General features: G+C 44.0%; 25 protein-coding genes and 1 rRNA gene. 17 read left to right on the top strand and 9 right to left on the bottom strand.

The genetic code is table 11. The features are described 5' to 3' along the window. Positions 1-33: 33 nt before the first annotated feature. From FTU03_RS08315 to FTU03_RS08300, 4 genes are read right to left on the bottom strand one after another with little or no spacing between them, the layout of a single operon-like run. Positions 34-504, bottom strand: coding sequence for a DUF523 domain-containing protein (locus tag FTU03_RS08315; protein ID WP_179992717.1), 471 nt, complete (start codon positions 502-504; stop codon positions 34-36). Positions 505-507: 3 nt separating this feature from the next. After that, entirely contained in the window at positions 508-1,308 is an 801-nt protein-coding gene (gene znuB, locus FTU03_RS08310) for a zinc ABC transporter permease subunit ZnuB (RefSeq protein WP_179992716.1), read from the bottom strand. A gap of 3 nt (positions 1,309-1,311) precedes the next feature. Beyond that, positions 1,312-2,094 (bottom strand): zinc ABC transporter ATP-binding protein ZnuC, encoded by a 783-nt coding sequence (znuC, locus tag FTU03_RS08305; RefSeq protein ID WP_179992715.1) that lies wholly within the window; start codon positions 2,092-2,094, stop codon positions 1,312-1,314. Then, entirely contained in the window at positions 2,076-2,573 is a 498-nt protein-coding gene (locus tag FTU03_RS08300; RefSeq protein ID WP_005233384.1) for a transcriptional repressor, read from the bottom strand. Before FTU03_RS08300 ends, znuC begins: the two co-directional genes overlap by 19 nt. A 145-nt stretch (positions 2,574-2,718) precedes the next feature. Here FTU03_RS08300 and FTU03_RS08295 point away from each other — a divergent pair, with 145 nt between their 5' ends. The 12 genes from FTU03_RS08295 to adhP all read left to right on the top strand — a co-directional run bounded on the left by FTU03_RS08295 (position 2,719) and on the right by adhP (position 14,069). Continuing rightward, on the top strand, positions 2,719-3,558 hold the full coding sequence (locus tag FTU03_RS08295) for a metal ABC transporter solute-binding protein, Zn/Mn family (RefSeq protein ID WP_159124347.1): 840 nt from the start codon (positions 2,719-2,721) through the stop codon (positions 3,556-3,558). A gap of 170 nt (positions 3,559-3,728) precedes the next feature. Continuing rightward, the gene (locus tag FTU03_RS08290) at positions 3,729-4,127 is read left to right on the top strand and encodes an ATP synthase subunit I (RefSeq protein WP_166139355.1); all 399 of its coding nucleotides are present in this window, start codon (positions 3,729-3,731) and stop codon (positions 4,125-4,127) included. A 104-nt stretch (positions 4,128-4,231) separates the two neighbouring features. Next, complete coding sequence (gene atpB / locus FTU03_RS08285) at positions 4,232-5,107, top strand: F0F1 ATP synthase subunit A (RefSeq protein WP_004780701.1); 876 nt, start codon at positions 4,232-4,234, stop codon at positions 5,105-5,107. Between the two features lie 82 nt (positions 5,108-5,189). After that, positions 5,190-5,435: a F0F1 ATP synthase subunit C gene (gene atpE / locus FTU03_RS08280; protein ID WP_000424060.1), complete on the top strand. Its 246-nt coding sequence runs from the start codon at positions 5,190-5,192 to the stop codon at positions 5,433-5,435. A 39-nt stretch (positions 5,436-5,474) separates the two neighbouring features. After that, the gene (locus FTU03_RS08275) at positions 5,475-5,945 is read left to right on the top strand and encodes a F0F1 ATP synthase subunit B (RefSeq protein ID WP_004780703.1); all 471 of its coding nucleotides are present in this window, start codon (positions 5,475-5,477) and stop codon (positions 5,943-5,945) included. A gap of 12 nt (positions 5,946-5,957) precedes the next feature. Continuing rightward, a complete protein-coding gene (locus tag FTU03_RS08270) occupies positions 5,958-6,494 on the top strand; it encodes a F0F1 ATP synthase subunit delta (protein ID WP_179992714.1) in 537 nt (178 codons plus the stop codon). 46 nt (positions 6,495-6,540) lie between these two features. Beyond that, a complete protein-coding gene (gene atpA / locus FTU03_RS08265; protein ID WP_179992713.1) occupies positions 6,541-8,085 on the top strand; it encodes a F0F1 ATP synthase subunit alpha in 1,545 nt (514 codons plus the stop codon). Between the two features lie 88 nt (positions 8,086-8,173). After that, positions 8,174-9,043, top strand: a complete 870-nt coding sequence (gene atpG / locus FTU03_RS08260) for a F0F1 ATP synthase subunit gamma (RefSeq protein WP_004780708.1) — start codon at positions 8,174-8,176, stop codon at positions 9,041-9,043. Between the two features lie 30 nt (positions 9,044-9,073). Next, positions 9,074-10,468 (top strand): F0F1 ATP synthase subunit beta, encoded by a 1,395-nt coding sequence (gene atpD / locus FTU03_RS08255; RefSeq protein ID WP_004780710.1) that lies wholly within the window; start codon positions 9,074-9,076, stop codon positions 10,466-10,468. A gap of 26 nt (positions 10,469-10,494) precedes the next feature. After that, positions 10,495-10,914, top strand: coding sequence for a F0F1 ATP synthase subunit epsilon (locus tag FTU03_RS08250; protein WP_004780711.1), 420 nt, complete (start codon positions 10,495-10,497; stop codon positions 10,912-10,914). Between the two features lie 346 nt (positions 10,915-11,260). Continuing rightward, positions 11,261-12,667, top strand: a complete 1,407-nt coding sequence (locus FTU03_RS08245) for an NAD-dependent succinate-semialdehyde dehydrogenase (protein ID WP_179992712.1) — start codon at positions 11,261-11,263, stop codon at positions 12,665-12,667. Positions 12,668-13,037: 370 nt separating this feature from the next. Further along, positions 13,038-14,069, top strand: coding sequence for an alcohol dehydrogenase AdhP (adhP, locus tag FTU03_RS08240; protein WP_179992711.1), 1,032 nt, complete (start codon positions 13,038-13,040; stop codon positions 14,067-14,069). A 76-nt stretch (positions 14,070-14,145) separates the two neighbouring features. Here the strand turns inward: adhP and FTU03_RS08235 are convergent, their stop codons facing one another. Then, positions 14,146-14,721, bottom strand: a complete 576-nt coding sequence (locus tag FTU03_RS08235) for a hypothetical protein (protein WP_179992710.1) — start codon at positions 14,719-14,721, stop codon at positions 14,146-14,148. 409 nt (positions 14,722-15,130) lie between these two features. Next, complete coding sequence (locus tag FTU03_RS08230) at positions 15,131-15,676, bottom strand: glutathione peroxidase (RefSeq protein ID WP_064096960.1); 546 nt, start codon at positions 15,674-15,676, stop codon at positions 15,131-15,133. A gap of 189 nt (positions 15,677-15,865) precedes the next feature. Between FTU03_RS08230 and FTU03_RS08225 the strand changes: the two genes are divergently transcribed. Then, complete coding sequence (locus tag FTU03_RS08225; RefSeq protein ID WP_179992709.1) at positions 15,866-16,765, top strand: DMT family transporter; 900 nt, start codon at positions 15,866-15,868, stop codon at positions 16,763-16,765. 437 nt (positions 16,766-17,202) lie between these two features. Here the strand turns inward: FTU03_RS08225 and FTU03_RS08220 are convergent, their stop codons facing one another. Genes FTU03_RS08220 through FTU03_RS08210 form a run of 3 tightly spaced genes read right to left on the bottom strand, consistent with a single transcriptional unit; the run spans position 17,203 to position 20,164 of the window. Beyond that, the gene (locus FTU03_RS08220) at positions 17,203-17,772 is read right to left on the bottom strand and encodes an L-threonylcarbamoyladenylate synthase (RefSeq protein ID WP_034171542.1); all 570 of its coding nucleotides are present in this window, start codon (positions 17,770-17,772) and stop codon (positions 17,203-17,205) included. A gap of 40 nt (positions 17,773-17,812) precedes the next feature. Next, positions 17,813-18,952 carry a DNA-processing protein DprA gene (gene dprA, locus FTU03_RS08215; protein WP_179992708.1) on the bottom strand — a complete coding sequence of 380 codons (1,140 nt, stop codon included), beginning with the start codon at positions 18,950-18,952 and terminating at the stop codon, positions 17,813-17,815. A gap of 57 nt (positions 18,953-19,009) precedes the next feature. Beyond that, positions 19,010-20,164: a LysM peptidoglycan-binding domain-containing protein gene (locus FTU03_RS08210; RefSeq protein ID WP_179992707.1), complete on the bottom strand. Its 1,155-nt coding sequence runs from the start codon at positions 20,162-20,164 to the stop codon at positions 19,010-19,012. 120 nt (positions 20,165-20,284) lie between these two features. Between FTU03_RS08210 and def the strand changes: the two genes are divergently transcribed. The 4 genes from def to FTU03_RS08190 all read left to right on the top strand — a co-directional run. Next, positions 20,285-20,815, top strand: a complete 531-nt coding sequence (gene def / locus FTU03_RS08205; protein WP_004780730.1) for a peptide deformylase — start codon at positions 20,285-20,287, stop codon at positions 20,813-20,815. A gap of 92 nt (positions 20,816-20,907) precedes the next feature. Continuing rightward, entirely contained in the window at positions 20,908-21,321 is a 414-nt protein-coding gene (locus FTU03_RS08200; protein ID WP_179992706.1) for a DUF2946 family protein, read from the top strand. 71 nt (positions 21,322-21,392) lie between these two features. Continuing rightward, positions 21,393-23,423 (top strand): TonB-dependent copper receptor, encoded by a 2,031-nt coding sequence (locus FTU03_RS08195; RefSeq protein ID WP_179992705.1) that lies wholly within the window; start codon positions 21,393-21,395, stop codon positions 23,421-23,423. A gap of 592 nt (positions 23,424-24,015) precedes the next feature. Next, positions 24,016-24,387 (top strand): 16S ribosomal RNA (locus FTU03_RS08190); the annotation flags it as partial.

Genomic DNA, 24,387 nt, shown 5'->3' with positions numbered 1-24,387 from the left:
CTCTTCTTACAGGAGAGGGAATTCAACGATCTCTTAAAGAATCATCTGTAAAAATTCATCTTCAGTCATGACCTCCATACCATGCTGTTTAAATAATGCAGCCGTCACGCCATCACCCTGAATTTTATTCCCAGTAAATGAACCATCATAAATCAGCTTGCTGCCGCAAGATGGACTATTGGCTTTGAGGATGGCATGTGTCGCTTGAAATCTTTGGGCAAGATCTAAAGCGGCATAGGCGCCTTTGATAAAGGCATCGGAAACATCTGTACCATTTATATCTATAACATGAGCTTGGTACAGCAGCACCTCTCGACCATCGCCAGATTGAATCTCTGCTGCAGGTCGGGGTATAGGCAAACCACCACTGACTTCAGGGCAAATCGTGACATATTGATCCGGCAATAAATAATCGACCAACTCTTTTACCAGACAGTCGCGACCATCATAACGGACCTTGTGTCCGAGCAAGCAGGCACTGATCAGATAAAATTTGCCTGCCATGCCTTAAGCCAGTTTTTTAAACTTCTGTAGGATAAAAATAGCGGCAAACAGCACTGACATGGTCAGCACAATGGTCAGACCTGTTGACGTATTCAGACCTGCACTTGACCAGAGTCCGACTGTCACACCAATTTGTGCAATCACAAAAGCCCAGATCACCATTTGACGAGGAGAATTTGCCAGTAGGCGAGCCGTCAAAGCTGGAATCACCAGCAATGCACCCATCAAGAGTGAACCGACCGCACGTAATGCCAATACAGTAAACAATGCCAATAACAGCATAAAGATCAGACGTTGCAGTTTTGCATTCACCCCTTCACTGATCGCCATATCAGGATCAATTGCAATTTGGATTTGTGCCTGCCAGCTTTTATATAGAACGGCCGATGCCAAGATAATCACGACGGCAAAAGTAGGAAGATCTGTCCATGAAATGGTGAGTAGATCACCAAACAAATAGCTAAGCAGTTCCGGTCTTAAATTCGGTAAATGCTGAATGAATAACAGCCCTGAACAGAGCAGGGTGGCGGAGCAGAGTGCAAGCAGCGCATCATTTGGCAAGCGTGGGTCATACAGTACCCAAAGTACAGCGACCAATAAGACTGCAATAAAGCTGACACCCATCCAGAGTGGCAGGCTCATCGCACCAGCAATTGCAACACCGAGCAAAGTACCATGTGCCATGGTATCTGCAAAGAAAGACATACGGCGCCACAGCATCAGACAGCCGAGTGGTGCGGTCAGGAACACCAAGAGTGTTCCCATAATCCATGCAGGTAATAGGAGAGATAACCAATCCATCATGGCTTAAGCTTCCGGCTCGGGGTGAATGTGGGGACGTGAATCGTGCTGACAAGGTGTCGCGGAGTCACCATGGGCACAGTGATCATGATGATGCTGGTAGAATACCCGGTTAGTACCGAAGATGGCCTGATATTCTGGATGCTGCTGCACACTTTCTGGCAGGCCGCTACAACAGATATGCTTATTCAGACAAACCACGCGATGCGTGCCTTGCATCACCCATTGCAGGTCATGCGAGACCATTAAAATGGCACAGCCATATTTTTCCGGCAGGCTACGCACATATTCATACAGTTCAGCCTCAGACTGAATATCTAGACCCTGCATCGGTTCATCCAGTACCAGAATATCCGGCTGACGTAATAAGGCGCGAGCCAACAACACACGTTGACGTTCACCGCCGGAAAGCTGTTGTACTTTAGAATTTTCCAGTTTGGCAATGCCGGTATCACGGATGATTTCTGCCGTAATATCCGCAGGGCATTTTTCTAGAGCTAACAGGTCTTTGACACGTAGTGGCAGACTATGTGAAGGATTGAATTTCTGTGGCACATAAGAGAATTTTAGCTTGCGCGCCGTTTTGATTTCACCGGATTTCGGTTTGACGATCCCAAGCATGACCTTTATTAAGGTCGACTTACCGGCACCGTTCGGACCAATCAGCGTAACAATCTCTTTCTCCTGCAAAGAGAAATCAATGGCCTTTAAAATGTCACGATCATCAATATTGACCCAGATCTTGGAAAGCTGGATCAAGGGAGATGCATTCAAGCTTTGTTGCGACACTGCTGACAGATTCCTGAAATTTCGATAATGCTGTGGTGTGCACTAAAATCGTCTGAAGCCGCCAAGGCATCCAGTTGTTCTAATAAACCTTGTGCAGATGCTTCTTTTACGGCTTTACATTCAGTACAAATCAAGAATGCCGCCTGATGACCTTCACGCGGATGGCAGCAGGGAATATAGGCATTAATAGAGGTCAGGCGGTGAATAAAGCCTTTTTCTAATAAAAAGTCGAGTGTACGGTACACCGTTGGTGGGGCAGCGGGGCGGTCGCTGGCATTTTTCATTTGTGCCAGCAGGTCATACGCACCCATCGGGCCGCTTGCATTCAGAATCAGTTCCAGTACCTCTTTGCGTAAAGGAGTGAGGCGTGCGCCACTTGCCGCACAAAGACTCTCTGCTTCGGCCAGACGTTGCGCGACATTTGGATGGTCGTGTACGCCGTGCAATGCATTGTGGTGTTCGTGCGAACATGAACCCATAGTTCACCTCAGGTGCGAAACTGAAAATTAAAAGATTTCAAATCTTAACATGAAGCGCCCAGAGTTTCGATTGGGCATAGGTATTTTTGTAATTTTGTTATATTATAACACTATTAAATTTGTCCTTATATAGCGATTTCTCTTCATGTTCCGTTTCCTTGCCCTGTGTAGCTTGGCTTTGTTCAGTACCCTTAGCTGGTCGCAAAGTCTGGTGGTTTCAACGCAGCCGATTTATCTGATTGCCAAGACCATTACTCAAGGCGTGGAACAGCCGACTTTATTACTGGCCAATCAAAGCGGTCATGATGTCAGCCTCACCCCGGCACACCGTAAAACGATTCAGGATGCCGGCCTGGTGATCTGGTTGGGGCAGGCACATGAAGCACCGTTGGCAAAAGTGTTGAACAATAACAATAAAAGTATCGCGATTTTAGATTCGGGTATTCTGACCACTTTGCCAATGCGTAATCCACGTGGGCAAGCCTTAAAAGATACCGTCGATACCCATGTCTGGCTCGATCCCAACAATGCAGTGCGCATCGGTTTCTTCATTGCAGCCTTACGTTCTCAGCAGCTGCCTGAGCATCGGGAGGTCTATTGGAAAAATGCGCGTGACTTTGCCCAAACCATGTTTTTGACTGCACAGCGTTATAGTTCTACAAGTAAAGCTCAACCTTATTGGTCCTACCATGATGCCTATCAATATCTGGAACGCCCATTGAACCTGAAGTTCATGGGGGCTTTGACTGATGATCCGCATGTCTCACCAACCGTGGCGCAGATCAAGTATCTGCAAGACAGTCGTGTGCAGAGCAAAATGTGTCTACTGGCAGAAGCACATGCTGGTGAAAATCAGTACCGAAAACTGAAACCGATTGTGTTCCAGAGTGTCGATGAAAGTATGAGTGGGGCAGGGGACTTTATCCAGGCCTGGCAGAAATTGGCCGAGCAAACCCGTAAATGTGTGTTAAATGCCCATCAATGATTTAAAAATAATCAAGTTTTGATTAGTTTGCCAGCATTTGATCTGTTGAAAAAAACACGACTAAGGTCGGGAAAAGATTGCATGTTCAGGGGTGTAACTCTATAATGCCTGCGATTAAAAATAATCATCAGCTAAACTTGTCAAGCATGCTTGCTGTGAGTGAATAAATAATGAGCCGAACTAGTCGCTTGATTGACCGACGATTAGCGAAAGCTTTAGTCCTCTTACAAGCATTAATGATTCCTGTTTCAGCCTTGATTGGCTGGGTCGTGAAAGACTCAACCGTAGCCTTGAGTGCCGCTTTGGGGGCGTTCGTCTGCTGGCTTGCGAGTTGTTATTTTTCATGGCAATCATTTCGAGCGGCAGGAGCCCGGGCATCTAAGCAGGTTCTTTCGAACATGTATAAAGGCTTGATGGGCAAGTTTGCAATTGTGATTGTTGGTTTCATTTTAATTTTAAGCAATGTCAAGCCGTTATCCCCGGTTGCGTTGTTTTGTGGTTTTATGCTCGTTCAAGCCATGTCGTGGGTCGCTCCTTTTTGGGTGTCACGTCTACAAAAACGAGTTTAAACACAACAAAAAATTGAAAAGTTTTTTTAGGAGCAGGCGAGATATCAAGCAGCACGCGATATTCGTTTGTTCTATAGTTTTTTGACATTGACCAGGTGTGATTTATGGCTGCTGAAGAACATGCCCTTACTTCGACCGAGTATATCAAGCATCACTTGACCAATATGACCTATGGCAAAATGCCAGACGGTACATGGAAATTGGCCGAGAACGGTGCTGAAGCTCAACAGATGGGGTTCACTGCTATTCACTTGGATTCAATGGGTTGGTCAATCGGCCTTGGTATCATTTTCTGCTTGTTATTCTGGCTCGTAGCGAAAGCTGCAAACTCTGGTGTTCCTACCAAGTTCCAGTCTGCAATCGAAATGATTATCGAGTTTGTTGACTCAAGTGTACGCGATACCTTCCATGGTAAATCGCGTTTGATCGCTCCACTAGCGCTAACCATCTTCGTGTGGATTTTCCTCATGAACTTGATGGACCTTATCCCGGTTGACTGGATTCCTTATGTCGCTCAACACGTGATTGGTGGCCTGTTTGGTATTGATCCACACCACGTATACTTCAAGATCGTTCCATCTACTGACCCTAACATTACCCTTGGTATGTCATTGTCTGTATTTGCACTTATCTTGTTCTACAGCATCCGTGAAAAAGGTGTTGGCGGCTTCGTTGGTGAACTAGCACTTAACCCATTTAACCCAAGTAACCCAGTTGCAAAAGCGATCCTTATTCCAGTGAACTTGATTCTGGAATTGGTAACCTTCCTTGCACGTCCAGTTTCATTGGCTCTACGACTATTCGGTAACATGTATGCGGGTGAGTTAATCTTCATTCTTATCGCGTTATTACCGTTCTGGATCCAGTGGGCGTTATCTGTGCCTTGGGCGATCTTCCACATTCTTGTTATTACGCTACAAGCATTCATTTTCATGATGCTGACTATCGTATACTTGAGCATGGCAAGCGAAAAGCATTAATGGTATTGCCTAACTGTCACGGGATGGTTGGGCACAATTTTTTAACTTAATTTGGTATAAACCTAACCTCTGAGGAATTATCATGGAACTCACTTTAGGTCTAGTTGCAATTGCATCTGCTATCTTGATCGCTTTCGGTGCTTTAGGTACTGCGATTGGTTTTGGTCTTCTAGGCGGCCGTTTCCTTGAAGCTGTAGCTCGTCAACCAGAATTGGCTCCACAACTTCAAACTCGTATGTTCTTAATCGCGGGTCTTCTTGATGCTGTGCCTATGATCGGTGTTGGTATTGGCTTGTTCTTCATCTTCGCTAATCCATTTGTAGGTTAATCAGCTTAATTCCGAAATTCACTATTTGAGGAATTTGCAATGAATATCAACCTCACATTGTTTGGCCAAGCGATTGCGTTTGCGATTTTCGTCGCATTCTGCATGAAGTTTGTATGGCCACCACTAATCAATGCGATTAGTGAACGTCAGCGTAAAATCGCTGATGGCTTAAACGCTGCTGAAAAAGCGAAGGCTGACCTTGCAGATGCGCAAGCACAAGTGAAAGCTGAACTGGACGCGGCAAAAGCACAAGCGGCTCAATTGATCGAACAAGCGAACCGTCGTGCAGCGCAATTGGTCGAAGAAGCTCGTACCCAAGCGTCAGCTGAAGGTGAGCGTATTCGTCAACAAGCTAAAGAAGCTGTTGATACTGAAATCAATGCTGCTCGCGAAGAATTACGTCAACAAGTGGCTGCTCTTGCAGTTGCTGGTGCTGAGAAAATTCTTAGCCAGCAAGTTGACGCAGAAGCTCACAATGCCATGCTGACTCAGCTGGCTGCTAAACTTTAAGAGAGGCGGATTATGGCTGAACTCTTGACGTTGGCACGCCCTTACGCTAAAGCAGCATTTGCTTACGCTTCTGAGCAAGGTGCAACTGACAATTGGTCAACAGCACTTAACTTGCTCAGTGCTGCGGTGCAAGACGAAGCATTTTCAGCTTATCTAAATCGCCCTGAGTTGACACCTGCTGAGCAGGTGGCACTTTTTGCTAAAGTTTTAGGCGAAGACCAAACGCCTGCAGTGTCAAACTTTTTGACTATGCTTGCTGAAAACGCACGTTTGGCTTTGCTTCCTGAAATCGCTGCAGAATATGAACAGCTCAAATCACAGAATAACAATACTGTGGATGTTGTAATTGAATCAGCATTCCCGTTGACTTCTGTACAGGAACAACTTCTTACTCATGCGTTAGAGAAAAAATTCAATGCAGCAGTAAACGTTTCTGTAGAAGTTAACCCGGCATTAATCGCGGGTGTGGTTATTCGTGCAGGCGACCAAGTGATAGATGATTCTGCGCTTAATAAGCTTGAAAAAATGCGTACTCGTCTTCTAGCTTAATTGCATATCAGAAGACTGAACTTTAAAAAGATTGAGGTATAGCGCAATGCAACAACTGAATCCATCCGAGATCAGTGCGCTCATTAAACAGCGTATCGGCGATCTGGACACCAGCGCGACCGCTAAAAACGAAGGTACCATTGTTATGGTATCCGACGGTATTGTGCGCATTCACGGCCTTGCTGATGCAATGTACGGTGAAATGATCGAATTCGACGGCGGCTTATACGGTATGGCACTGAACCTAGAACAGGATTCAGTGGGCGTCGTTGTTTTAGGTAACTACTTAAACCTTCAAGAAGGTCAAAAAGCTCGTTGTACAGGTCGTGTATTAGAAGTTCCGGTTGGTCCTGAACTTCTTGGTCGTGTCGTAGACGCTTTGGGTAACCCGATTGATGGTAAAGGCCCTATTGATGCAAAACTTTCTGATGCTGTTGAAAAAGTAGCACCAGGCGTAATTTGGCGTCAATCAGTGGATCAACCTGTACAAACTGGTTATAAATCAGTAGATACAATGATCCCAGTAGGCCGTGGTCAACGTGAGTTGATCATTGGTGACCGTCAGACTGGTAAAACAGCTATGGCGATCGACGCGATCATCGCTCAGAAAAACTCTGGCATTAAATGTATCTACGTTGCAGTTGGTCAAAAACAATCAACTATTGCAAACGTAGTACGTAAGCTGGAAGAAACTGGCGCTATGGCGTATACAACTGTTGTAGCAGCAGCTGCAGCCGATCCAGCAGCAATGCTGTTCTTGGCTCCATACTCTGGCTGTACAATGGGTGAATACTTCCGTGACCGCGGTGAAGACGCTCTGATCATCTATGATGACTTGTCTAAACAAGCTGTTGCTTACCGTCAAATTTCATTGCTTCTTCGTCGTCCACCAGGTCGTGAAGCTTATCCAGGTGACGTGTTCTATCTACATTCACGTCTACTTGAACGTGCTTCTCGTGTATCTGCTGACTACGTTGAGAAATTCACTAACGGTGAAGTTAAAGGCCAAACTGGTTCATTAACTGCATTGCCGATTATTGAAACTCAAGCAGGTGACGTATCTGCATTCGTACCAACCAACGTAATTTCGATTACTGACGGTCAGATCTTCCTTGAAACATCATTGTTCAACGCGGGTATCCGTCCTGCTGTGAACGCGGGTATCTCTGTATCTCGTGTTGGTGGTTCTGCGCAGACTAAAGTCATCAAGAAATTGTCTGGTGGTATCCGTACTGCACTTGCACAGTACCGTGAATTGGCAGCGTTTGCTCAGTTCGCTTCTGACCTTGACGAAGCAACTCGTAAACAGCTTGAACACGGTCAACGCGTAACTGAGCTTATGAAGCAAAAACAATATGCTCCATACTCAATCGCTGACCAAGCTGTATCAGTTTATGCATCTAACGAAGGCTACATGGCTGACGTAGAAGTGAAGAAAATCGTAGACTTTGACGCTGCGTTAATTGCTTACTTCCGTTCAGAACACGCTGCGTTAATGCAAAAAATTGACGAGACTGGTGCTTGGGATAAAGATATCGAAGCTGAATTCAAAGCTGGTATTGAAAAATTCAAAGCGACTCAAACTTACTAATTTAGCAACTTGCTAGATTGGTGTTGGTTTGGTTCACGGAATCAACCTTCGAGGGCTCGTAAGGGCCTTCGAATACTAGGTTAAGCGTATGGCAAATTTAAAAGAAATTCGCGCCAAAGTAGCTAGTATCAAAAGCACGCAGAAAATTACTCGCGCGATGCAGATGGTAGCAGCTTCTAAGATGCGTCGTGCGCAAGAGCGCATGGCACAAGGCCGTCCGTATGCCGAAAATATGCACCGTGTAATTGCTCATTTGGTACAAGCGAATCCTGAATATAAACACCGTTATATGGTTGAACGTCCTGTTAAGCGCGTTGGCTATATCATTGTGTCTTCAGATCGTGGCCTTGCTGGTGGTTTGAACATTAACCTGTTCAAGAAAGTGGTAAAACACGTTCAACAGCAACAAGAGCAGTCAATTGAAGTTCAATTTGCTTTGATTGGTCAAAAAGCGGTTTCGTTTTTTAAAAACTACGGCGGTAAAGTGCTTGGTGCGACCACTCAAGTGGGCGACACTCCAAGTCTTGAACAGTTATCTGGTTCTGTACAGGTGATGTTAGACGCTTATGATAAAGGCGAATTAGATCGTATTTATCTGGTTTCTAACGGCTTTGTCAACGCCATGACTCAAAACCAAAAGATCGAACAGCTTGTTCCTTTGGCAGCTGCTGAAGAAGACAAGACGCTTAACCGTCAATACGGTTGGGATTACATCTACGAGCCTGAAGCTGAAGAGCTTTTAAATGGCTTGTTGGTTCGTTACATCGAGTCTGTGGTGTATCAAGGTGTGATCGAAAACATCGCGTGTGAGCAGTCTGCTCGTATGGTTGCAATGAAAGCTGCAACTGATAACGCGGGTGAATTGATCAAGAACCTGCAACTTATTTATAACAAGCTGCGTCAAGCCGCGATTACTCAGGAAATTTCTGAGATCGTTGGTGGTGCCGCTGCCGTTTAACATATATTAGTTTGAATTGAGGAGACAGCAATGAGTAGCGGTCGTATCATTCAGATCATCGGCGCGGTTATCGACGTCGAGTTTGAACGTAACAGCGTTCCTAAGATCTATGACGCTCTCCAAGTTGACGGTACTGAAACTACATTAGAAGTTCAGCAACAACTTGGTGATGGCGTAGTTCGTACTATTGCAATGGGTTCTACTGAAGGCCTTAAGCGTGGTTTGAACGTAACTAACACTAACGCTCCGATCTCTGTACCAGTAGGTACAGCGACTCTTGGCCGTATCATGGACGTTCTTGGTCGCCCGATCGACGAAGCTGGTCCTGTTGCGACTGAAGAGCGTTTACCAATTCACCGTCAAGCGCCTTCTTATGCAGAACAAGCGGCTTCTACTGACCTTCTAGAAACTGGTATTAAAGTCATCGACTTACTATGCCCGTTCGCGAAAGGTGGTAAAGTTGGTCTGTTCGGTGGTGCCGGTGTTGGTAAAACTGTAAACATGATGGAGTTGATCAACAACATCGCGAAAGCGCACTCAGGTTTATCTGTGTTTGCTGGTGTTGGTGAACGTACTCGTGAAGGTAATGACTTCTATCACGAAATGAAAGACTCTAACGTTCTTGACAAAGTAGCAATGGTCTACGGTCAGATGAACGAGCCACCAGGTAACCGTTTACGCGTAGCGTTGACTGGTTTGACTATGGCTGAGTACTTCCGTGATCAAAAAGACGAAAACGGTAAAGGCCGTGACGTACTATTGTTCGTCGACAACATCTATCGTTATACACTAGCGGGTACTGAAGTATCAGCACTTCTAGGCCGTATGCCATCTGCAGTAGGTTACCAACCGACTCTTGCAGAAGAGATGGGTGTTCTTCAAGAACGTATTACATCTACTAAGTCTGGTTCTATTACGTCAATCCAAGCGGTATACGTACCTGCCGATGACTTAACAGATCCATCGCCTGCAACTACGTTCGCTCACTTGGACGCAACTGTTGTATTGAGCCGTGACATCGCTTCTCAAGGTATTTACCCTGCGATTGATCCACTTGACTCTACTTCACGTCAGCTAGATCCACTTGTAGTTGGTACTGAGCATTACGAAATCGCTCGTTCAGTTCAAAACGTTCTTCAACGTTATAAAGAATTGAAAGACATTATCGCAATTCTTGGTATGGACGAATTGTCAGAAGAAGACAAACTTACTGTATACCGTGCACGTAAGATCCAACGTTTCTTCTCTCAACCGTTCCACGTAGCTGAAGTGTTTACTGGTGCTCCTGGTAAACTTGTACCGCTTAAAGAAACGATTCGTGGCTTTAAAGGTCTTCTAGCTGGTGAATACGATCACATCCCAGAACAAGCGTTCTACATGGTTGGTGGTATTGACGAAGTGATTGCTAAAGCTGAGAAACTTTAATTAGTTCCCTAATTTAGGAGATTCTCATGGCGACTATGCAATGTGACGTTGTAAGTGTTCAAGAGTCTTTGTACTCAGGCACTGTAACTATGCTAATTGCTAAAGGTGCTGGCGGTGAGTTAGGTATTATGCCTGGTCACGCTCCGCTGGTAACTTTGCTCCAACCTGGCGCGATCCGCGTTATTTTGGAAAACGGTACAGAAGAATTAATCTATGTATCTGGTGGTGTTCTAGAAGTTCAACCGCATGTTGTTACGGTTCTTGCTGATACAGCAGTCCGTGCAGAAAACTTGGATGAAGCTGCAATTATTGAAGCGCGTAAACACGCTGAACAATTGCTAGCAAATCAAAAGAGCGATTTGGACTCTGCTGCTGCTTTGGCTGCTCTTGCAGAAACTGCTGCTCAGCTGGAAACGATCCGCAAAATCAAAAACCGTGCAATGTAATTGCTGGTTTAAGATTGAAAAAACCACCCGAAAGGGTGGTTTTTTTATATAAAAACTATTTTGAAAAAAGTTACCAGATTTTAGCCTTATGAATAATTATTTTAAGAAAACTATATAGCTCTAATTTGTACCACTCGATATAACTTTTACCTGCGCTGCGTAATCTTTTGAACCAATCTGTAAGCAAAGTCATAGTCAGAAAAAAACAATGCTAAGTTGATATGGCGTCTTTAAGTTTTTCAGATTTATTCAATAAAAAGTTTCACGGTTCTACTACCTCTGTCACGACGCAAATCACGTTGTTATCCATTTATAAAAATTGAATTGGCCAAGCAGGGATCTAATTATGAGTTATCAATCCATTAACCCCTTTAACAACCAGAAATTAAAAGATTATCCGTCACACACTGATCAAGATATCCAAAATGCCTTGGATACCGCAGAAAAAATCCTGAAGTCGGATTGGACTCAACAAGTAGATACCCGGATTGAGGTACTTAGCAAACTGGCAAACAATATGCGGGAACGCAAGTCAGAACTGGCTAAAATCATGACACTGGATATGGGTAAGCTGATCAAGCAGAGTGAAGGTGAGATCGAAAGCTGTGCCAAAATTGCTGAGTATTATGCAGATCATGCCAAAGAGTTTTTAGCGCCAGTTTCTTATGAAACGGAACTAGGAGAAGCATGGGTAGAGCATCATCCCTTAGGCATCATCATGGCAGTAGAACCCTGGAACTTTCCTTTTTATCAGTTGATGCGTGTCTTTGCCCCAAACTGCGCGATTGGCAACCCTGTGGTAGCCAAGCATGCCAGCATCGTTCCGCAATGTGCTGAAGCCTTTGAACAATTGATTCTGGATGCAGGCGCACCGAAAGGTGTGTGGACTAACTTGTTTATCAGTAGCGATCAGGTCGCAGATATTATCGCAGATCCGCGTGTACAAGGCGTTGCTCTCACGGGATCAGAAGGCGCAGGGCGTGCAGTAGCGGGGCAGGCCGGTAAACATGTCACCAAATCGACACTAGAATTGGGCGGTAATGATGTATTCATTATGCTGGATGATGCTGATCTGGAAAAAGCGATCAAAATCGGCTGTCAGGCACGCGTTAATAACACGGGGCAGGTTTGTACAGCAGCTAAACGTTTTATCCTGCATGAGAAAATTGCGGAACAATTTAAATCGGGCATGATCAAGGTCTTTGAAGGCTTAAAAATTGGTGATCCGTTGGATTCTGAAACTACACTTGGCCCACTGTCTTCGGCAGATGCGTTGGAAAAACTGACCAAGCAGGTTGATAAGGCAGTAGAGAATGGCGCGAAAGTCGTGACTGGTGGTAAGCCTTATGAGCATGAAGGTAATTTCTATCAGCCAACTATTCTGGAAAATATCAGCCGTGATAATCCGGCCTGGTATGAAGAATTCTTTGGTCCTGTGGCACAGATCTATGTCGCAAAAGATGAAGATGAAATTGTATCGATTGCCAATGATTCTAATTATGGTCTCGGAGGCGTGATTCATTCACAAAATATTGAGCGGGCGAAAAAGCTGGCTTCACGTGTAGAAACTGGCATGATCTGGATCAACTGGTATACCGATACTGCGCCAGAGCTGCCATTTGGCGGGATCAAAAATTCAGGTTATGGTCATGAACTTTCAATTGATGGTTTCAAAGAATTTGTGCAGAAACGTCTGGTTGTCGTAAAAAGCCCAAAAAATAAGCCCAACACCAAACTAGAAAGCCACTGCTGAAGTGGCTTTCTTTTAATTAGTATTGATTAAATTCCTTTCGAATATGACTAATTATCACCTTATTATAAAGATACGGGCTTAAGAAGATGTAGTCTAAAATTTGAAGCTATCTTATTTGGATAAAAATATTATATCTGCTGATAGTGAATTTAATTAAATCATTATTATTCTTATATTTATGTGTAAATAAAAATATTTGTTTGGAGATAGTCGAGCATAATTTAAAAATAACAGCCAAAAAAATTTTAAGAATTTTTAAAGAATAGCGGAGAAATACAATTCTATAGTTGTTGCAGTTTTTCTATTGTCTATAATTAAGGAGATTATTCAAAAATAATCTGAAATTATAATAATAGAAGAGAGAATTAATATGCCAACAACAATGAAAGCAGCGGTCGTAACTGCATTTAACCAACCCTTAGAAATCCAAGAACTCAACATCCCTCAAGTTCGTCCAGGCAAAGTCCTGGTCAAGATCATTGCCACAGGTGTTTGTCATACCGATCTGCATGCCATGCATGGCGACTGGCCGGTGCAACCGAGCTTACCTTTTATTCCCGGGCATGAGGGAGTAGGAGAAGTGATTGAAATAGGTGAAGGCATTGACCATTTAAAAATAGGAGATATTGTCGGTATTCCATGGCTGTATTCGGCGTGTGGTCATTGTGAACATTGTTATGCGGGCTGGGAAACCCTGTGTAGAAAACAGCAAAATTCGGGGTATTCGGTCAACGGCAGCTTTGCTGAATATTGTCTGGCCGATGGAGATTATGTAGGAGTAATTCCGGAGGGAGTAGACTTACTTGAAATTGCACCTATTCTCTGTGCAGGCGTCACTGTCTATAAAGGTCTGAAAATGGCTGATGCCAAAACAGGAGACTGGATGGCAATTTCGGGCATTGGCGGTCTGGGTCATATTGCTGTTCAATATGCCAAAACCATGGGATTTAATGTTATTGCCATAGATGTGGATGACTCAAAACTGGAACTGGCCAAAAATCTGGGTGCTGATGTGGGCATAAATGCACTGAAATCCGATGTAAAAGAAGAAGTGATGAAAGCCACTGGAGAAGGTTGTCATGGGGTATTGGTAACAGCAGTCTCTCCCAAAGCTTTTGAACAGGCAGTCTCGATCGTGCGTCGGGGGGGAACTATGGTGCTAAATGGTTTACCACCAGGCAAGTTTGACTTGTCGATTTTTGATATGGTACTTGACGGCATTACGGTGCGCGGCTCGATAGTGGGTACACGACTGGATCTCAAGGAAGCATTGGATATTGCTGCCCGGGGTAAGGTTAAGGCACATATTAATGTTGAGCCGCTGCAAAATATCAATGATATTTTTCAGCGTATGGAACAAGGGAAAATTGATGGCCGGATCGTGATCGATATGCGACTTTAATTCCTCATTGAGGGAAAATAAAAGCCAATCTGGTTCTTGCCGGATTGGTTTTTTGATGAAAGGGATTGAATGAGTTTTAACCTTGTTTCTGCTCGGGATTCTGGATCAGCAAGCCGGCCAGTTTGATCATTTCGGCTTGAACATTGACCATCTGCGATTCAATCTTTTTCAAGTCCACTTGGCTAAAATCCACCTGACCATTCAAGAGGGGAGAAGCCAGCACTTGCTGGTTTGCAGACATCATATTATTACGAATCTGGTCAATTTCCTGACTTTTTAAGTTCAGGTTACCCAGCACCTGATTAAAACTGCTGAGTTGCTGTTGAAGCTGGGTCGCAGTGGATTGCAGCTGCTGGGTATCTTTGGCTTCGACCGCCGTTTGCAGTTCGGTCTGGGTCTGTTTTAACTGTTCCACATAACTGCCGGCCTTGAGCTGCAAGTCGGCGACATCCCGAACCATATAAAACATATTGCCAGATTTAAGTTCAGTTGGTGTTGCCGAGCCTTGTTGCTGAGAGGTTGGTTCCAGATCTGACGTTGTTGTATCTGCCTGTTCAGTGGGTGTTTCGACAGCCTGTTCGCAGCCCATCAGTAAAATTCCCGAGCTAAATAATGCGAAAGGAAGGACAGCATTGGCAAGAATTTTGGACATGGAATCAGGGTCTCGATACAGGTGATAGAATTTGGATAGTATTTAATATAAGGACAAATTATGGAGATAAAAAAGATTGTTGCAAACTCATAACAATTCTTCTGGATTTTAAATAATTAGCCAGACAGAAGTGAGAAAAATCTAATAAAAATGAATAAGTAAATATTTTATTTTAAGCGGGGCGGCTCGTTTGGCCGGCGATTAACTTGAAGACTTTATTGTGTGGAATTTCATTCGACTATTATTTTCCTGCGTCCTAAGCAATTGCTGATTGTGCACGGATTGGTTGAGTCTTTACAAATGTAGGTGAATATCAACTTAGTGAAATAAGAGTTTTAAATAGAAATAAGTACCCATTATGAAAACAGATACTTATTTTAATCTTAATGCTTATTGGGAGAGCAGAGCGTTATTTTGCCAGTTCTGCATTCACCGCATCTACAATGCGTGGATCATCTGCAGTAATGTCTGGTGCAAAACGTGCCACCACTTCGCCATTTTTATTGATCAGGAATTTTTCAAAGTTCCAGAGCACTTCCGGTGGCTGGTTAGGGGTCAGGCCATAATCGACCAGATCTTTCCACCAAGGACCTTCGCCAATACGTTCCGGTACAGCCTGTGTAAGAGTGGTATATAAAGGATGCTTGTCTTCGCCCGCCACAGAAATTTTTGCGAATAACGGAAAGTCGACTTTATAATTCACCGAACAGAATTCCTGAATCTCGGCTTCACTGCCTGGTTCCTGCTCCAGAAAGTTGTTGGCAGGAAAGCCCAGAATTTCCAGACCTTCAGCTTTTTTATCATCATACAGTTTTTGTAAGCCTTCATATTGCGGCGTCAGGCCACATTTAGAAGCGACGTTGACCACCAGCAAAACCTTACCCTGGTACTGGTTTAAAGTGGTTTCTGTTCCGTCAATGGTTTTGACTGGAATGTCATATACAGAGCGAGTCATTAGATTTCCTGTTTATTGCGACTGAATCGGTATTTGTTTTAACGGGTATTCAGATTTAGTACAAGTACAAACAGGTGAGCTGATTTACTCAAGGCAGTAAAATTGCTGCAATATTATGTGAAAAATCTATTATGCTAGGGTGCGAATAGGAATAGCTTAATACAAGACCAGCGACTCATGGACGACAGTATGATACAACAACAAAAAGCAGCCTGGTGGGCCATGGCCTTACCACTGGCCGCAGTTTTGATTTGGTCTCTGAATATGACGGTTACCCGTTATGTGGCGGATTATATTTCTCCCTTAAGTATCAGTTTTTATCGCTGGGTTCTGGCTCTGCTGATTTTAACGCCGTTAATGTGGCCCAAGGTTCGCAAAGCCTGGCCGGAAATTCGACCGCATCTGGGGCATCTGGCTGTCTTAAGTGCATTGGGCATGGTGTTGTATCAAGGCCTGGCTTATACCTCAGCACATTATACCAGTGCCACCAATATGGGCCTGATCAATGCCTTTATTCCAATTTTTACTATTATTGTCGGAATCTTTGTTTTACATGTTCGTCCCACTTTAATGGCGGTGATTGGTAGTATTTTGTCTTTTATTGGTCTGATGTATGTGATGGGGCAGGGGCAATGGGCACATTTACTGGATGCAGGAGATCATTATATTGGTGATCTGCTGATGCTGATTGCGGTATTTTTCTATGCCTGTTATGGCGTTTTGCTCAAAAAATGGCAGATCCAGATTCCGCTATTGGTTAGTCTGTATATGCAGATTTTTTTGGCCGTTCTCTATCACATTCCTTTAGTGTTGTACTCAGGTCTGGATGCTATTAATAGTAATAACGCAGCAAGTATTATTTATGCCGGAATTTTTCCTTCTATTGCTGCCCCATTCTTATGGATGATGGCTGTACAACAACTTGGTCCAAACCGCAGCAGTATTTTTATGAATTTGATGCCGGTCTTTACGGCGTTAATCGCTTATTTATGGTTATCTGAAGCCTGGACAATCTACCATAGCATTGGTGGTGCCATTATTCTAGTAGGTATTTTATTGGCGCAATACCCTGCTAAACCCAAGGTTTAAGCGATCAAATAAAGAGTTAAAGTTTTATTTGTTTAATATTTGAATAAATGATTACATTATTTTTACAGTATTATTCCTTAAATTTAGTGATTATGGATATAAAAATAAATTATTAAAAATTAACTTCATTTTAAAACTGAAACAAAAATAGCAAGATATTTTGAATTTTGATTAAATTTTAAATATTTTTAATAGAAAAAATGTATTAATAAATTGTTTTATTATATTTGCTGTTGTGACGGATTTCTCGCATAATGCCCGCATCGAGAATGATGAATCAGAAAAAACCTAGATTTATCAAACTCCCAGAGATTTACAGACCCTCTGGATGTGATAATACACATCCTTTTTTATGCTCAACCATCCCTATATGGTTGAGCTTTTTTTTTGTCTTAAAACTTTAGTCGGCTTGAAAAGAAAAATGACTGAGCAAAGGCTCAGTCACGAATAATTTCACCTGTTACAGCATCAATAATCCGGCTTGGTTTCTGGCTCAGTCCCAGATCGCCATTCAGATAATTTAGGTCCTGACCAAAATAACGCATGGCATCTTGCAGGGAACGTGCAGGTTCTAAGCCGGCAGGATTGGCACTGGTTGAAACAATAAAACCGCCAAAAGCCTGACACAAGGCTACACAAAGAGGATGAGTGGTCACGCGCACTGCCACTTTAGGGTGTTTGCCTTTAATCCAGCCTGGAATATCGTCATTGGCAGGGAGTAACCAGGTGGTTGCCCGGTCTGTAGGTCGATCATTACTCCAAGACTCAATTACTTTTTCACGCATTTCTTCACTTAGATCCTGAAGTAAATGTTCCACTTGTGAAATATGAGCTGCGAGTAAAATCACGCCTTTTTCAATCGGGCGCTGTTTTAAGGTTAAAATCTGGTGAAATGCCTGTTCATTATAGGGGTCGCAACCTAAACCCCAAACAGCCTCTGTAGGGTATGCCAAGACCTGTCCAGCTTTGAGACATTCAGCTGCTTCGGCAACAGAGGTGGTGATCATGTGTATACCTTATCAAAACAAGAAGTGTCTATTGTGAACCTTATTTATGTGGACGACAACGTAGATACATGCCGGCTTGCTGGGTGCAAAAGCCAAGTAGCTCCAGTTCCATCAATTGACTGGTCAGAGAAGAGACATCCTGTTGCAGATGATGACTGAGATGATCCAGATCCTGTCCGACCCAGTCTAACTGGTTATAAAGTCTGAGCAGATGAGGCGGTATGTGTGCAGGAAGTTCATCCGCCATGTCATGTTGTACTTCATTTTGTAAGGCTTGCCATTGGGTCGCCAAAGCCAGTTCTTCAATCACCTGTTGCGGGTGATCAATTAGAATCGCGCCTTCACGAATCAGCTGATGGCAACCCTTATTATATTCGCTATAAATATGTCCCGGAATGGCAAATACGGTTTTGCCTTGTTCGGCAGCCAGTTTGGCCGTAATTAGAGAGCCGCTTTTTAAGGTCGCTTCAGCCACAATGACTCCGAGACTTAAACCGCTGACAATCCGGTTACGCCGTGGAAAGTGATGCTGCAAGGGTGGAGTCTCTGGCAGAAACTCGGTAATGACCGCACCACCATGCGCAATAATCTCCTGGCGCAATTGTGCATGTTGAGAAGGGTAGGTCTGATCCAGTCCAGTCCCCATCACTGCAATGGTGCCCTGATATTTTAATCCTGCCCGATGTGCTGCTTCATCTATGCCTTGTGCTAATCCACTATTAATATAGAAACCCTGTTCACTCAAATAAAAGGAAAAATCATAAGCTACTTGCCGGCCGTGAGGACTCGGCTTGCGACTTCCTACAACCGCAATTTGAGCCTGAAGCAATGTATCCGGCTGACCTTGACCAAAAATAATTGGTGGTTTGTCTACATAGTGGCTGAGTTGCTGCGGATAGTGCAGATCATGATAGAGCAGGATGAAATCACTATCTCGTTGAACTTTTTCCAGACAGCGCTGAAATTTCTGTTGTGATTCTGGAAGCGAGAAGTCTTTCAAGCGTTGGATATGATTGGCATGAATGCCAAGCGCCTGCCAGGTGGGCACCTGATCAGGCTGTAGGGCTGTGGTCAGACTTGAATAATGCTGACTGATTTTATAGAAGCTCGAAAGAGAATGCTGAACCAGATACCATAACGTCAGTGTTTCCAGTTGCACGCGTGATAACGAGTTCAGCATATCGAGACCTATATGTGTGTCTTCTTATTCTTTCAGTTGTAAAGTTAGATCAATCTATTATTCATCTAACAATGGCGCTTGAATATTGGCACGCACCTTGATAGGTAACTCACTTTCCAGCACATAAGCATAGCTCAGTTGGTCAAAAGTTTTAAAGACCATCAGATTGCCAATGCGCTCACCTGGAAGCTGTACGCGCTCTTTGGTTTTCGGATCAGTCACCACTTCACCTTTCTGGTTTACGCTGAAGACATGACCAGTCTGAACCCCATGTGCTGTACCACGGTCAATCGTTACGACACTATGACGCGCAGCAGTACCAATTGAACCCAGTACACGCACAATCTGACCACCAGCAACCGTATTTTCTGCATTCACTGGATAGAACAGGGTAGGTAACATCGGATCGTATTCAGGCAATACACGGTCACCGCGACGCACTTCGGCATTATAGCTATCTGTCAATTCCAGCGTGGTGACATCACCTTCGCCACGTACTGCGATTCCGGAAGCAACCTGTTGCAACTCTAGAGCAGCCGTGTATTTCTTGCCATTGGCATCGGTAAAGACATAAGGGTCTGCTTCACGATATACCGCATAACGCTGGCCAACCACCAGACCATTCCCGCGTGCATAGACCTTCTGGCCTTTACCTGCCAATACGCGCTGGTCTGCAGTGCCGAGAATGTAAGGCGTACCCTGAACTGAATCTGCTGCCACAATGGTATAGCGTTCCAGCCATTGCTGGATATGCGCCAGTGGAATCACTGGAATCGTATTATTTAAAGATTCAACGCGAACCTGTGGTTGTAATGAAGTACTACCGATATAACGACTGATGATACCTTCACAGCCATCACCTTCGTCTTTACCAATAATTGGACGGCCCTGATAGTCACACATCAACAGGCGGTCACCCGGGAAAATCCAATGTGGATTTTTCACGTGCTTGTTACTGGCCCAGATTTCTGGCCAACGCACCGGATTTTTTAAGAAACGTTTTGAAATATCCCACAATGTATCGCCTTTTTTGACCACGTAGACATTGGGTGCACTGGCTTTTAAAGCAGGTGGATTGACGTTACGGGCAGGAGCTGCCTCGGCTGAATACATTGTCCCCATACTCACTCCGACACAAACTGCCAGTGCGAGCATTTGATTTTTTAACCCCAAGGCACTAAAAAATGGCATGCCCTTCAAAACCTTTTTCATTATCATAATTCCTAAAATTATGTGCGTAGTTGCGTTATAATAACGATCTTACACACATTTTTTTGATGAAGCATTCCCTTCATTTGGTTTTTTGATCAATGGCATAATTGAGGACGCAGTATGGCCTTATTACCTATTTTAAGTTTCCCGGATCCCCGTCTTCGTACCATTGCACAACCAGTCGAAGAAGTTACTGATGAAATTCGTCAGCTCGCTGCAGATATGTTTGAAACCATGTATGAAGCGCCAGGCATCGGACTCGCCGCGACCCAAGTCGATCGTCATATTCAGCTGATTGTGATGGACCTGTCTGAAAACAAAGATCAACCCATGGTGTTCATTAACCCCAAAATCACACCATTGACTGAAGAAACACAGCCTTATGAAGAGGGCTGTCTATCAGTTCCTCAAATATACGATAAAGTTGAGCGTCCGTCACGCGTAAAAATCGAGGCAATTGGTCTGGATGGTCAACCCTTTGAACAAGAGGCTGATGGACTTCTCGCTGTGTGCATCCAACATGAAATGGATCACTTAAATGGTAAACTTTTTGTGGATTATCTGTCGCCATTGAAACGTCAGCGTGCCCGTGAAAAAGTAGAAAAACTGGTTCGCCAGCGCAATAAAGAAAAAGTTGCAGTTAAACGCTAGGACTCTTTTCCCAAGCAATTTTTATGCTTCAACAAGCCCAATTTCGATTGGGCTTTGTTATACTTAGCCCAGACAAATTCAAGGGTTTGCCTATGGTCCTGCGGGGAGGTCTGCTACTTTCCTTTGTGGCGGTATTTCTACAGATTGCTGTGTTCTTACAGCCTTTGCTGCCGAAGCAATATCAGGTTGCTCCGGTCTGTGAAACCATCACGCGCGCCCTTTTAGTTTCTTCTCATGTTCATTCTGAACATTCTGCCCATCATCACCTTGATCAGCATCCTATTTCCTCAGACTCCATGGCGCATGAACACGATGCCAGTCATCAGTGTCAGTACTGTACTGTCTATGGCAACCTGGTTTTGCCGCCTGAGCTTGAAGTGAAAGAAGTCCTGGATCGAATTCAGGTCAGACTATTGGCTTTTGAACAAGCCTTTAAGCATGTCTGGTTTATCCTTCAACGACTCTTTTTAATCCCGCAGGGACGGGCACCGCCACTGTTTGCATAAATCCACGTTGTTTTGCCTGGGTCTTTACTGACTTAGGCCGTGTTCAATTTATGTATTCAGTGAGATAGAAAATGGCTCAGCCTAAATTTTCTTTACAGCCCCTTGCGGCTGCGATTTGTGTTGCTTGTTATTCTTCGATGGTGTTGGCAAATGAAGCCATGCCAGTACAAACCATGGCACCGATTGTGGTGACTTCAACTGCCGGTAATGATGCCAATGGTCTGATTGTTCGTGCTGATCCAAAACAGCCGATTCAGCCAGTGCCAGCAACTGATGGCGCAGATTATCTGCAAAGTATTGTAGGTTTTAGTTCGGTCAATAGCGGAGCAGGTACCAATGGCGATGTGACCTTTCGTGGTATGTTCGGTTCACGCATTAAAATCCTGACTGATGGCACTGAAAACCTCGGTGCCTGCCCAAGCCGGATGGATTCGCCCACTTCATATATTTCTCCAGAAAGTTATGATCGTATTTCAGTGATTAAAGGCCCGCAAACGGTTCAATATGCCAATACCGGTTCGGCAGCAACCGTCATTTTTGAACGTACACCTGAACAGTTTGGGGAAGATCAACATTATCGCGGTCAGGCCAGTGTACTAATGGGATCTTTTGGCCGTCTGGACCAGAATATTGAAGCAGCTGCTGGTGATGAAAAGAAATATATCCGCCTGAATACCAGCCGCTCTGTTTCAGACAGTTATAAAGATGGTAATGGCACGACTGTTCCTTCCGATTGGGAGCGCTGGAATGCCGACATTGCATTAGGCTGGACACCGGATAGCGATACCTGGGTAGAGTTGACCGGGGGCAAGGCGGATGGTGAAGCTGTGTATGCCGGCCGTGCAATGGATGGCTCCAAGTTTGCCCGTGAAAGTCTGGGTTTGCGTGTTGAAAAGAGAAATGTCAGCGATGTGATCAAGAAAATTGAAGCACAGGTAAACTACAATTTTAATGACCATGTCATGGATAACTATAGTCTGCGCGAGTTCAAGCCTGGCGGTATGATGAGTATGCCTATGGCCACCAATGTAGCGCGTAAGACATTGAATGCGCGTATGGCCGTGACCAGTGAATGGGATAAATTACAGCTGATTACAGGTATCGACAGCCAGAATAATCAGCATAGCAAACGTAACGGAAATCTGATGACAGCGTATCAGAATAAGCCACGTATTAAAGATATGGAGTTCCAGTCGATCGGTGGTTTCGGTGAGCTCAGTTATGAGGTCAGTGATAATCATAAGTTGGTGAGTGGCCTGCGTCTGGATCAGGTCAAAGTAGAAGCAGTGGAGTCAAACCAGGAGCGTAAAAAAACTTTACCAAGCGCTTTTTTGCGTTTTGAGAATCAGCATCCAGACCATGATGATGGCAAGACTTATATGGGTATTGGCTATGTCGAACGTATGCCGGATTACTGGGAGCTGTTCAGTCCAAAATCAGGCAATGGTCATCCAAATACCTTTAAGAACATTGATACTGAAAAAACTTTACAGCTGGATATTGGCTACCAGCATGAACATGGTAATTTCAGTTCATGGGCATCGGCATATGCAGGTGTGATCAATGATTACATCCTCACGACTTACTTGCCAACAGGTAATATGGGAATGTTAGAAGCACATAGCCGAAATGTAGATGCAACAGTGGCAGGTGCAGAAGTCGGAATCGGATATCAGTTTACTGATGCGATTCAGGCTGATCTGAGTGCGATGTATGCTTGGGGTAAAAATACCAGTGACAATACGCCGTTGCCACAGATTTCACCTTTGGAAGCTCGGGTAAATTTACGTTATATCCAGGATAACTATACTTTGGGTGCCTACTGGCGCCTGGTCGATGGTCAGAACCGAATTAGTGAGCGTGAAGGCAATATTGTCGGCTATGATCTTAAGCAAAGTGCTGGTTTTGGTACTCTCTCTTTAAATGGTACATATCATGTAAATGACAACATGGATCTTTCTGTGGGTGTCGATAACGTACTGGACCGTACCTATGCCGAGCATTTGAACAAGATGGGCAGTTCCGGTTTTGGATTTGCTGCCAATGAGCAATTTAATAATATCGGACGGAATTACTGGGCAAGAATCAGTATGAAATTCTAATTTGAACTGAAAACAAACAAAAAGCAGGAGTTTTTTCCTGCTTTTTGTTTATGGTAGTAATTTAAATTCATGTTTATCAGTAAGTTAATATTGTTTTGTTTTGCATTAAATAATAACTCAAACTTTTATTAAAATAATTTTTATAAATAAAACAGTAACTTATGAATTTTATGGATTATAAAATAAACATGCGTTTGTAAAGTTTAAAAAATGGGGTTGCAAGCCCCCTGAAATACTGTAGAATGCACATCCATCGGCGGTGATGAAGATTAAAACTTCTGATAAAACAGTAACTTAGCATGAAATGGTTGAGTTGGGTTTTAGAAAGAAAGTTTAAAAATAATTTTCATTACTGGTTGACTTTCTAGAGATAGAGAGTAATATAGCCGACCTAGCTTGCTACTGACGAAGTAGTAAGAAGATCATTAAGAGATTATGAAGAACAACTTGTGTGGATTTTTACTGGTTGATTGATCGAAATTATTTTCATTGATTGAATGGTAGAAATTACTCGAAGTTTATTTGAGAAATATTTGTCAGAAAATTGATGAGCCAAGTTTAAGAACTTTACTTATAAAGTTCGAAATGATTTTAACTGAAGAGTTTGATCATGGCTCAGATTGAACGCTGGCGGCAGGCTTAACACATGCAAGTCGAGCGGGGATAGGGTGCTTGCACCTGATTCCTAGCGGCGGACGGGTGAGTAATGCTTAGGAATCTGCCTATTAGTGGGGGACAACGTTCCGAAAGGGACGCTAATACCGCATACGTCCTACGGGAGAAAGCAGGGGATCTTCGGACCTTGCGCTAATAGATGAGCCTAAGTCGGATTAGCTAGTTGGTGGGGTAAAGGCCTACCAAGGCGACGATCTGTAGCGGGTCTGAGAGGATGATCCGCCACACTGGGACTGAGACACGGCCCAGACTCCTACGGGAGGCAGCAGTGGGGAATATTGGACAATGG

It is taken from the genome of Acinetobacter sp. YH12046 (assembly GCF_013419905.1).
In the GTDB taxonomy this organism is placed as follows: Bacteria; Pseudomonadota; Gammaproteobacteria; order Pseudomonadales; family Moraxellaceae; genus Acinetobacter.
The sequence above is the reverse complement of the archived record's forward strand: the minus strand, read 5'-3'. Positions and strand labels throughout refer to the sequence as shown.

Excerpts from the sequence above, each read along its gene's own strand:
- FTU03_RS08225 (WP_179992709.1), top strand. The coding sequence starts at position 15,866 with ATGATACAACAACAAAAAGCAGCCTGGTGGGCCATGGCCTTACCACTG.
- atpB (WP_004780701.1), top strand. The coding sequence starts at position 4,232 with ATGGCTGCTGAAGAACATGCCCTTACTTCGACCGAGTATATCAAGCAT.
- FTU03_RS08250 (WP_004780711.1), top strand. The coding sequence starts at position 10,495 with ATGGCGACTATGCAATGTGACGTTGTAAGTGTTCAAGAGTCTTTGTAC.
- FTU03_RS08245 (WP_179992712.1), top strand. The coding sequence starts at position 11,261 with ATGAGTTATCAATCCATTAACCCCTTTAACAACCAGAAATTAAAAGAT.
- FTU03_RS08195 (WP_179992705.1), top strand. The coding sequence starts at position 21,393 with ATGGCTCAGCCTAAATTTTCTTTACAGCCCCTTGCGGCTGCGATTTGT.
- FTU03_RS08220 (WP_034171542.1), bottom strand. The coding sequence starts at position 17,772 with ATGATCACCACCTCTGTTGCCGAAGCAGCTGAATGTCTCAAAGCTGGA.
- atpD (WP_004780710.1), top strand. The coding sequence starts at position 9,074 with ATGAGTAGCGGTCGTATCATTCAGATCATCGGCGCGGTTATCGACGTC.
- FTU03_RS08235 (WP_179992710.1), bottom strand. The coding sequence starts at position 14,721 with ATGTCCAAAATTCTTGCCAATGCTGTCCTTCCTTTCGCATTATTTAGC.
- FTU03_RS08200 (WP_179992706.1), top strand. The coding sequence starts at position 20,908 with ATGGTCCTGCGGGGAGGTCTGCTACTTTCCTTTGTGGCGGTATTTCTA.
- dprA (WP_179992708.1), bottom strand. The coding sequence starts at position 18,952 with ATGCTGAACTCGTTATCACGCGTGCAACTGGAAACACTGACGTTATGG.
- atpA (WP_179992713.1), top strand. The coding sequence starts at position 6,541 with ATGCAACAACTGAATCCATCCGAGATCAGTGCGCTCATTAAACAGCGT.
- FTU03_RS08295 (WP_159124347.1), top strand. The coding sequence starts at position 2,719 with ATGTTCCGTTTCCTTGCCCTGTGTAGCTTGGCTTTGTTCAGTACCCTT.
- FTU03_RS08315 (WP_179992717.1), bottom strand. The coding sequence starts at position 504 with ATGGCAGGCAAATTTTATCTGATCAGTGCCTGCTTGCTCGGACACAAG.
- FTU03_RS08275 (WP_004780703.1), top strand. The coding sequence starts at position 5,475 with ATGAATATCAACCTCACATTGTTTGGCCAAGCGATTGCGTTTGCGATT.
- FTU03_RS08210 (WP_179992707.1), bottom strand. The coding sequence starts at position 20,164 with ATGAAAAAGGTTTTGAAGGGCATGCCATTTTTTAGTGCCTTGGGGTTA.
- znuB (WP_179992716.1), bottom strand. The coding sequence starts at position 1,308 with ATGATGGATTGGTTATCTCTCCTATTACCTGCATGGATTATGGGAACA.
- FTU03_RS08270 (WP_179992714.1), top strand. The coding sequence starts at position 5,958 with ATGGCTGAACTCTTGACGTTGGCACGCCCTTACGCTAAAGCAGCATTT.
- atpE (WP_000424060.1), top strand. The coding sequence starts at position 5,190 with ATGGAACTCACTTTAGGTCTAGTTGCAATTGCATCTGCTATCTTGATC.
- FTU03_RS08300 (WP_005233384.1), bottom strand. The coding sequence starts at position 2,573 with ATGGGTTCATGTTCGCACGAACACCACAATGCATTGCACGGCGTACAC.
- FTU03_RS08230 (WP_064096960.1), bottom strand. The coding sequence starts at position 15,676 with ATGACTCGCTCTGTATATGACATTCCAGTCAAAACCATTGACGGAACA.
- def (WP_004780730.1), top strand. The coding sequence starts at position 20,285 with ATGGCCTTATTACCTATTTTAAGTTTCCCGGATCCCCGTCTTCGTACC.
- FTU03_RS08290 (WP_166139355.1), top strand. The coding sequence starts at position 3,729 with ATGAGCCGAACTAGTCGCTTGATTGACCGACGATTAGCGAAAGCTTTA.
- adhP (WP_179992711.1), top strand. The coding sequence starts at position 13,038 with ATGCCAACAACAATGAAAGCAGCGGTCGTAACTGCATTTAACCAACCC.
- atpG (WP_004780708.1), top strand. The coding sequence starts at position 8,174 with ATGGCAAATTTAAAAGAAATTCGCGCCAAAGTAGCTAGTATCAAAAGC.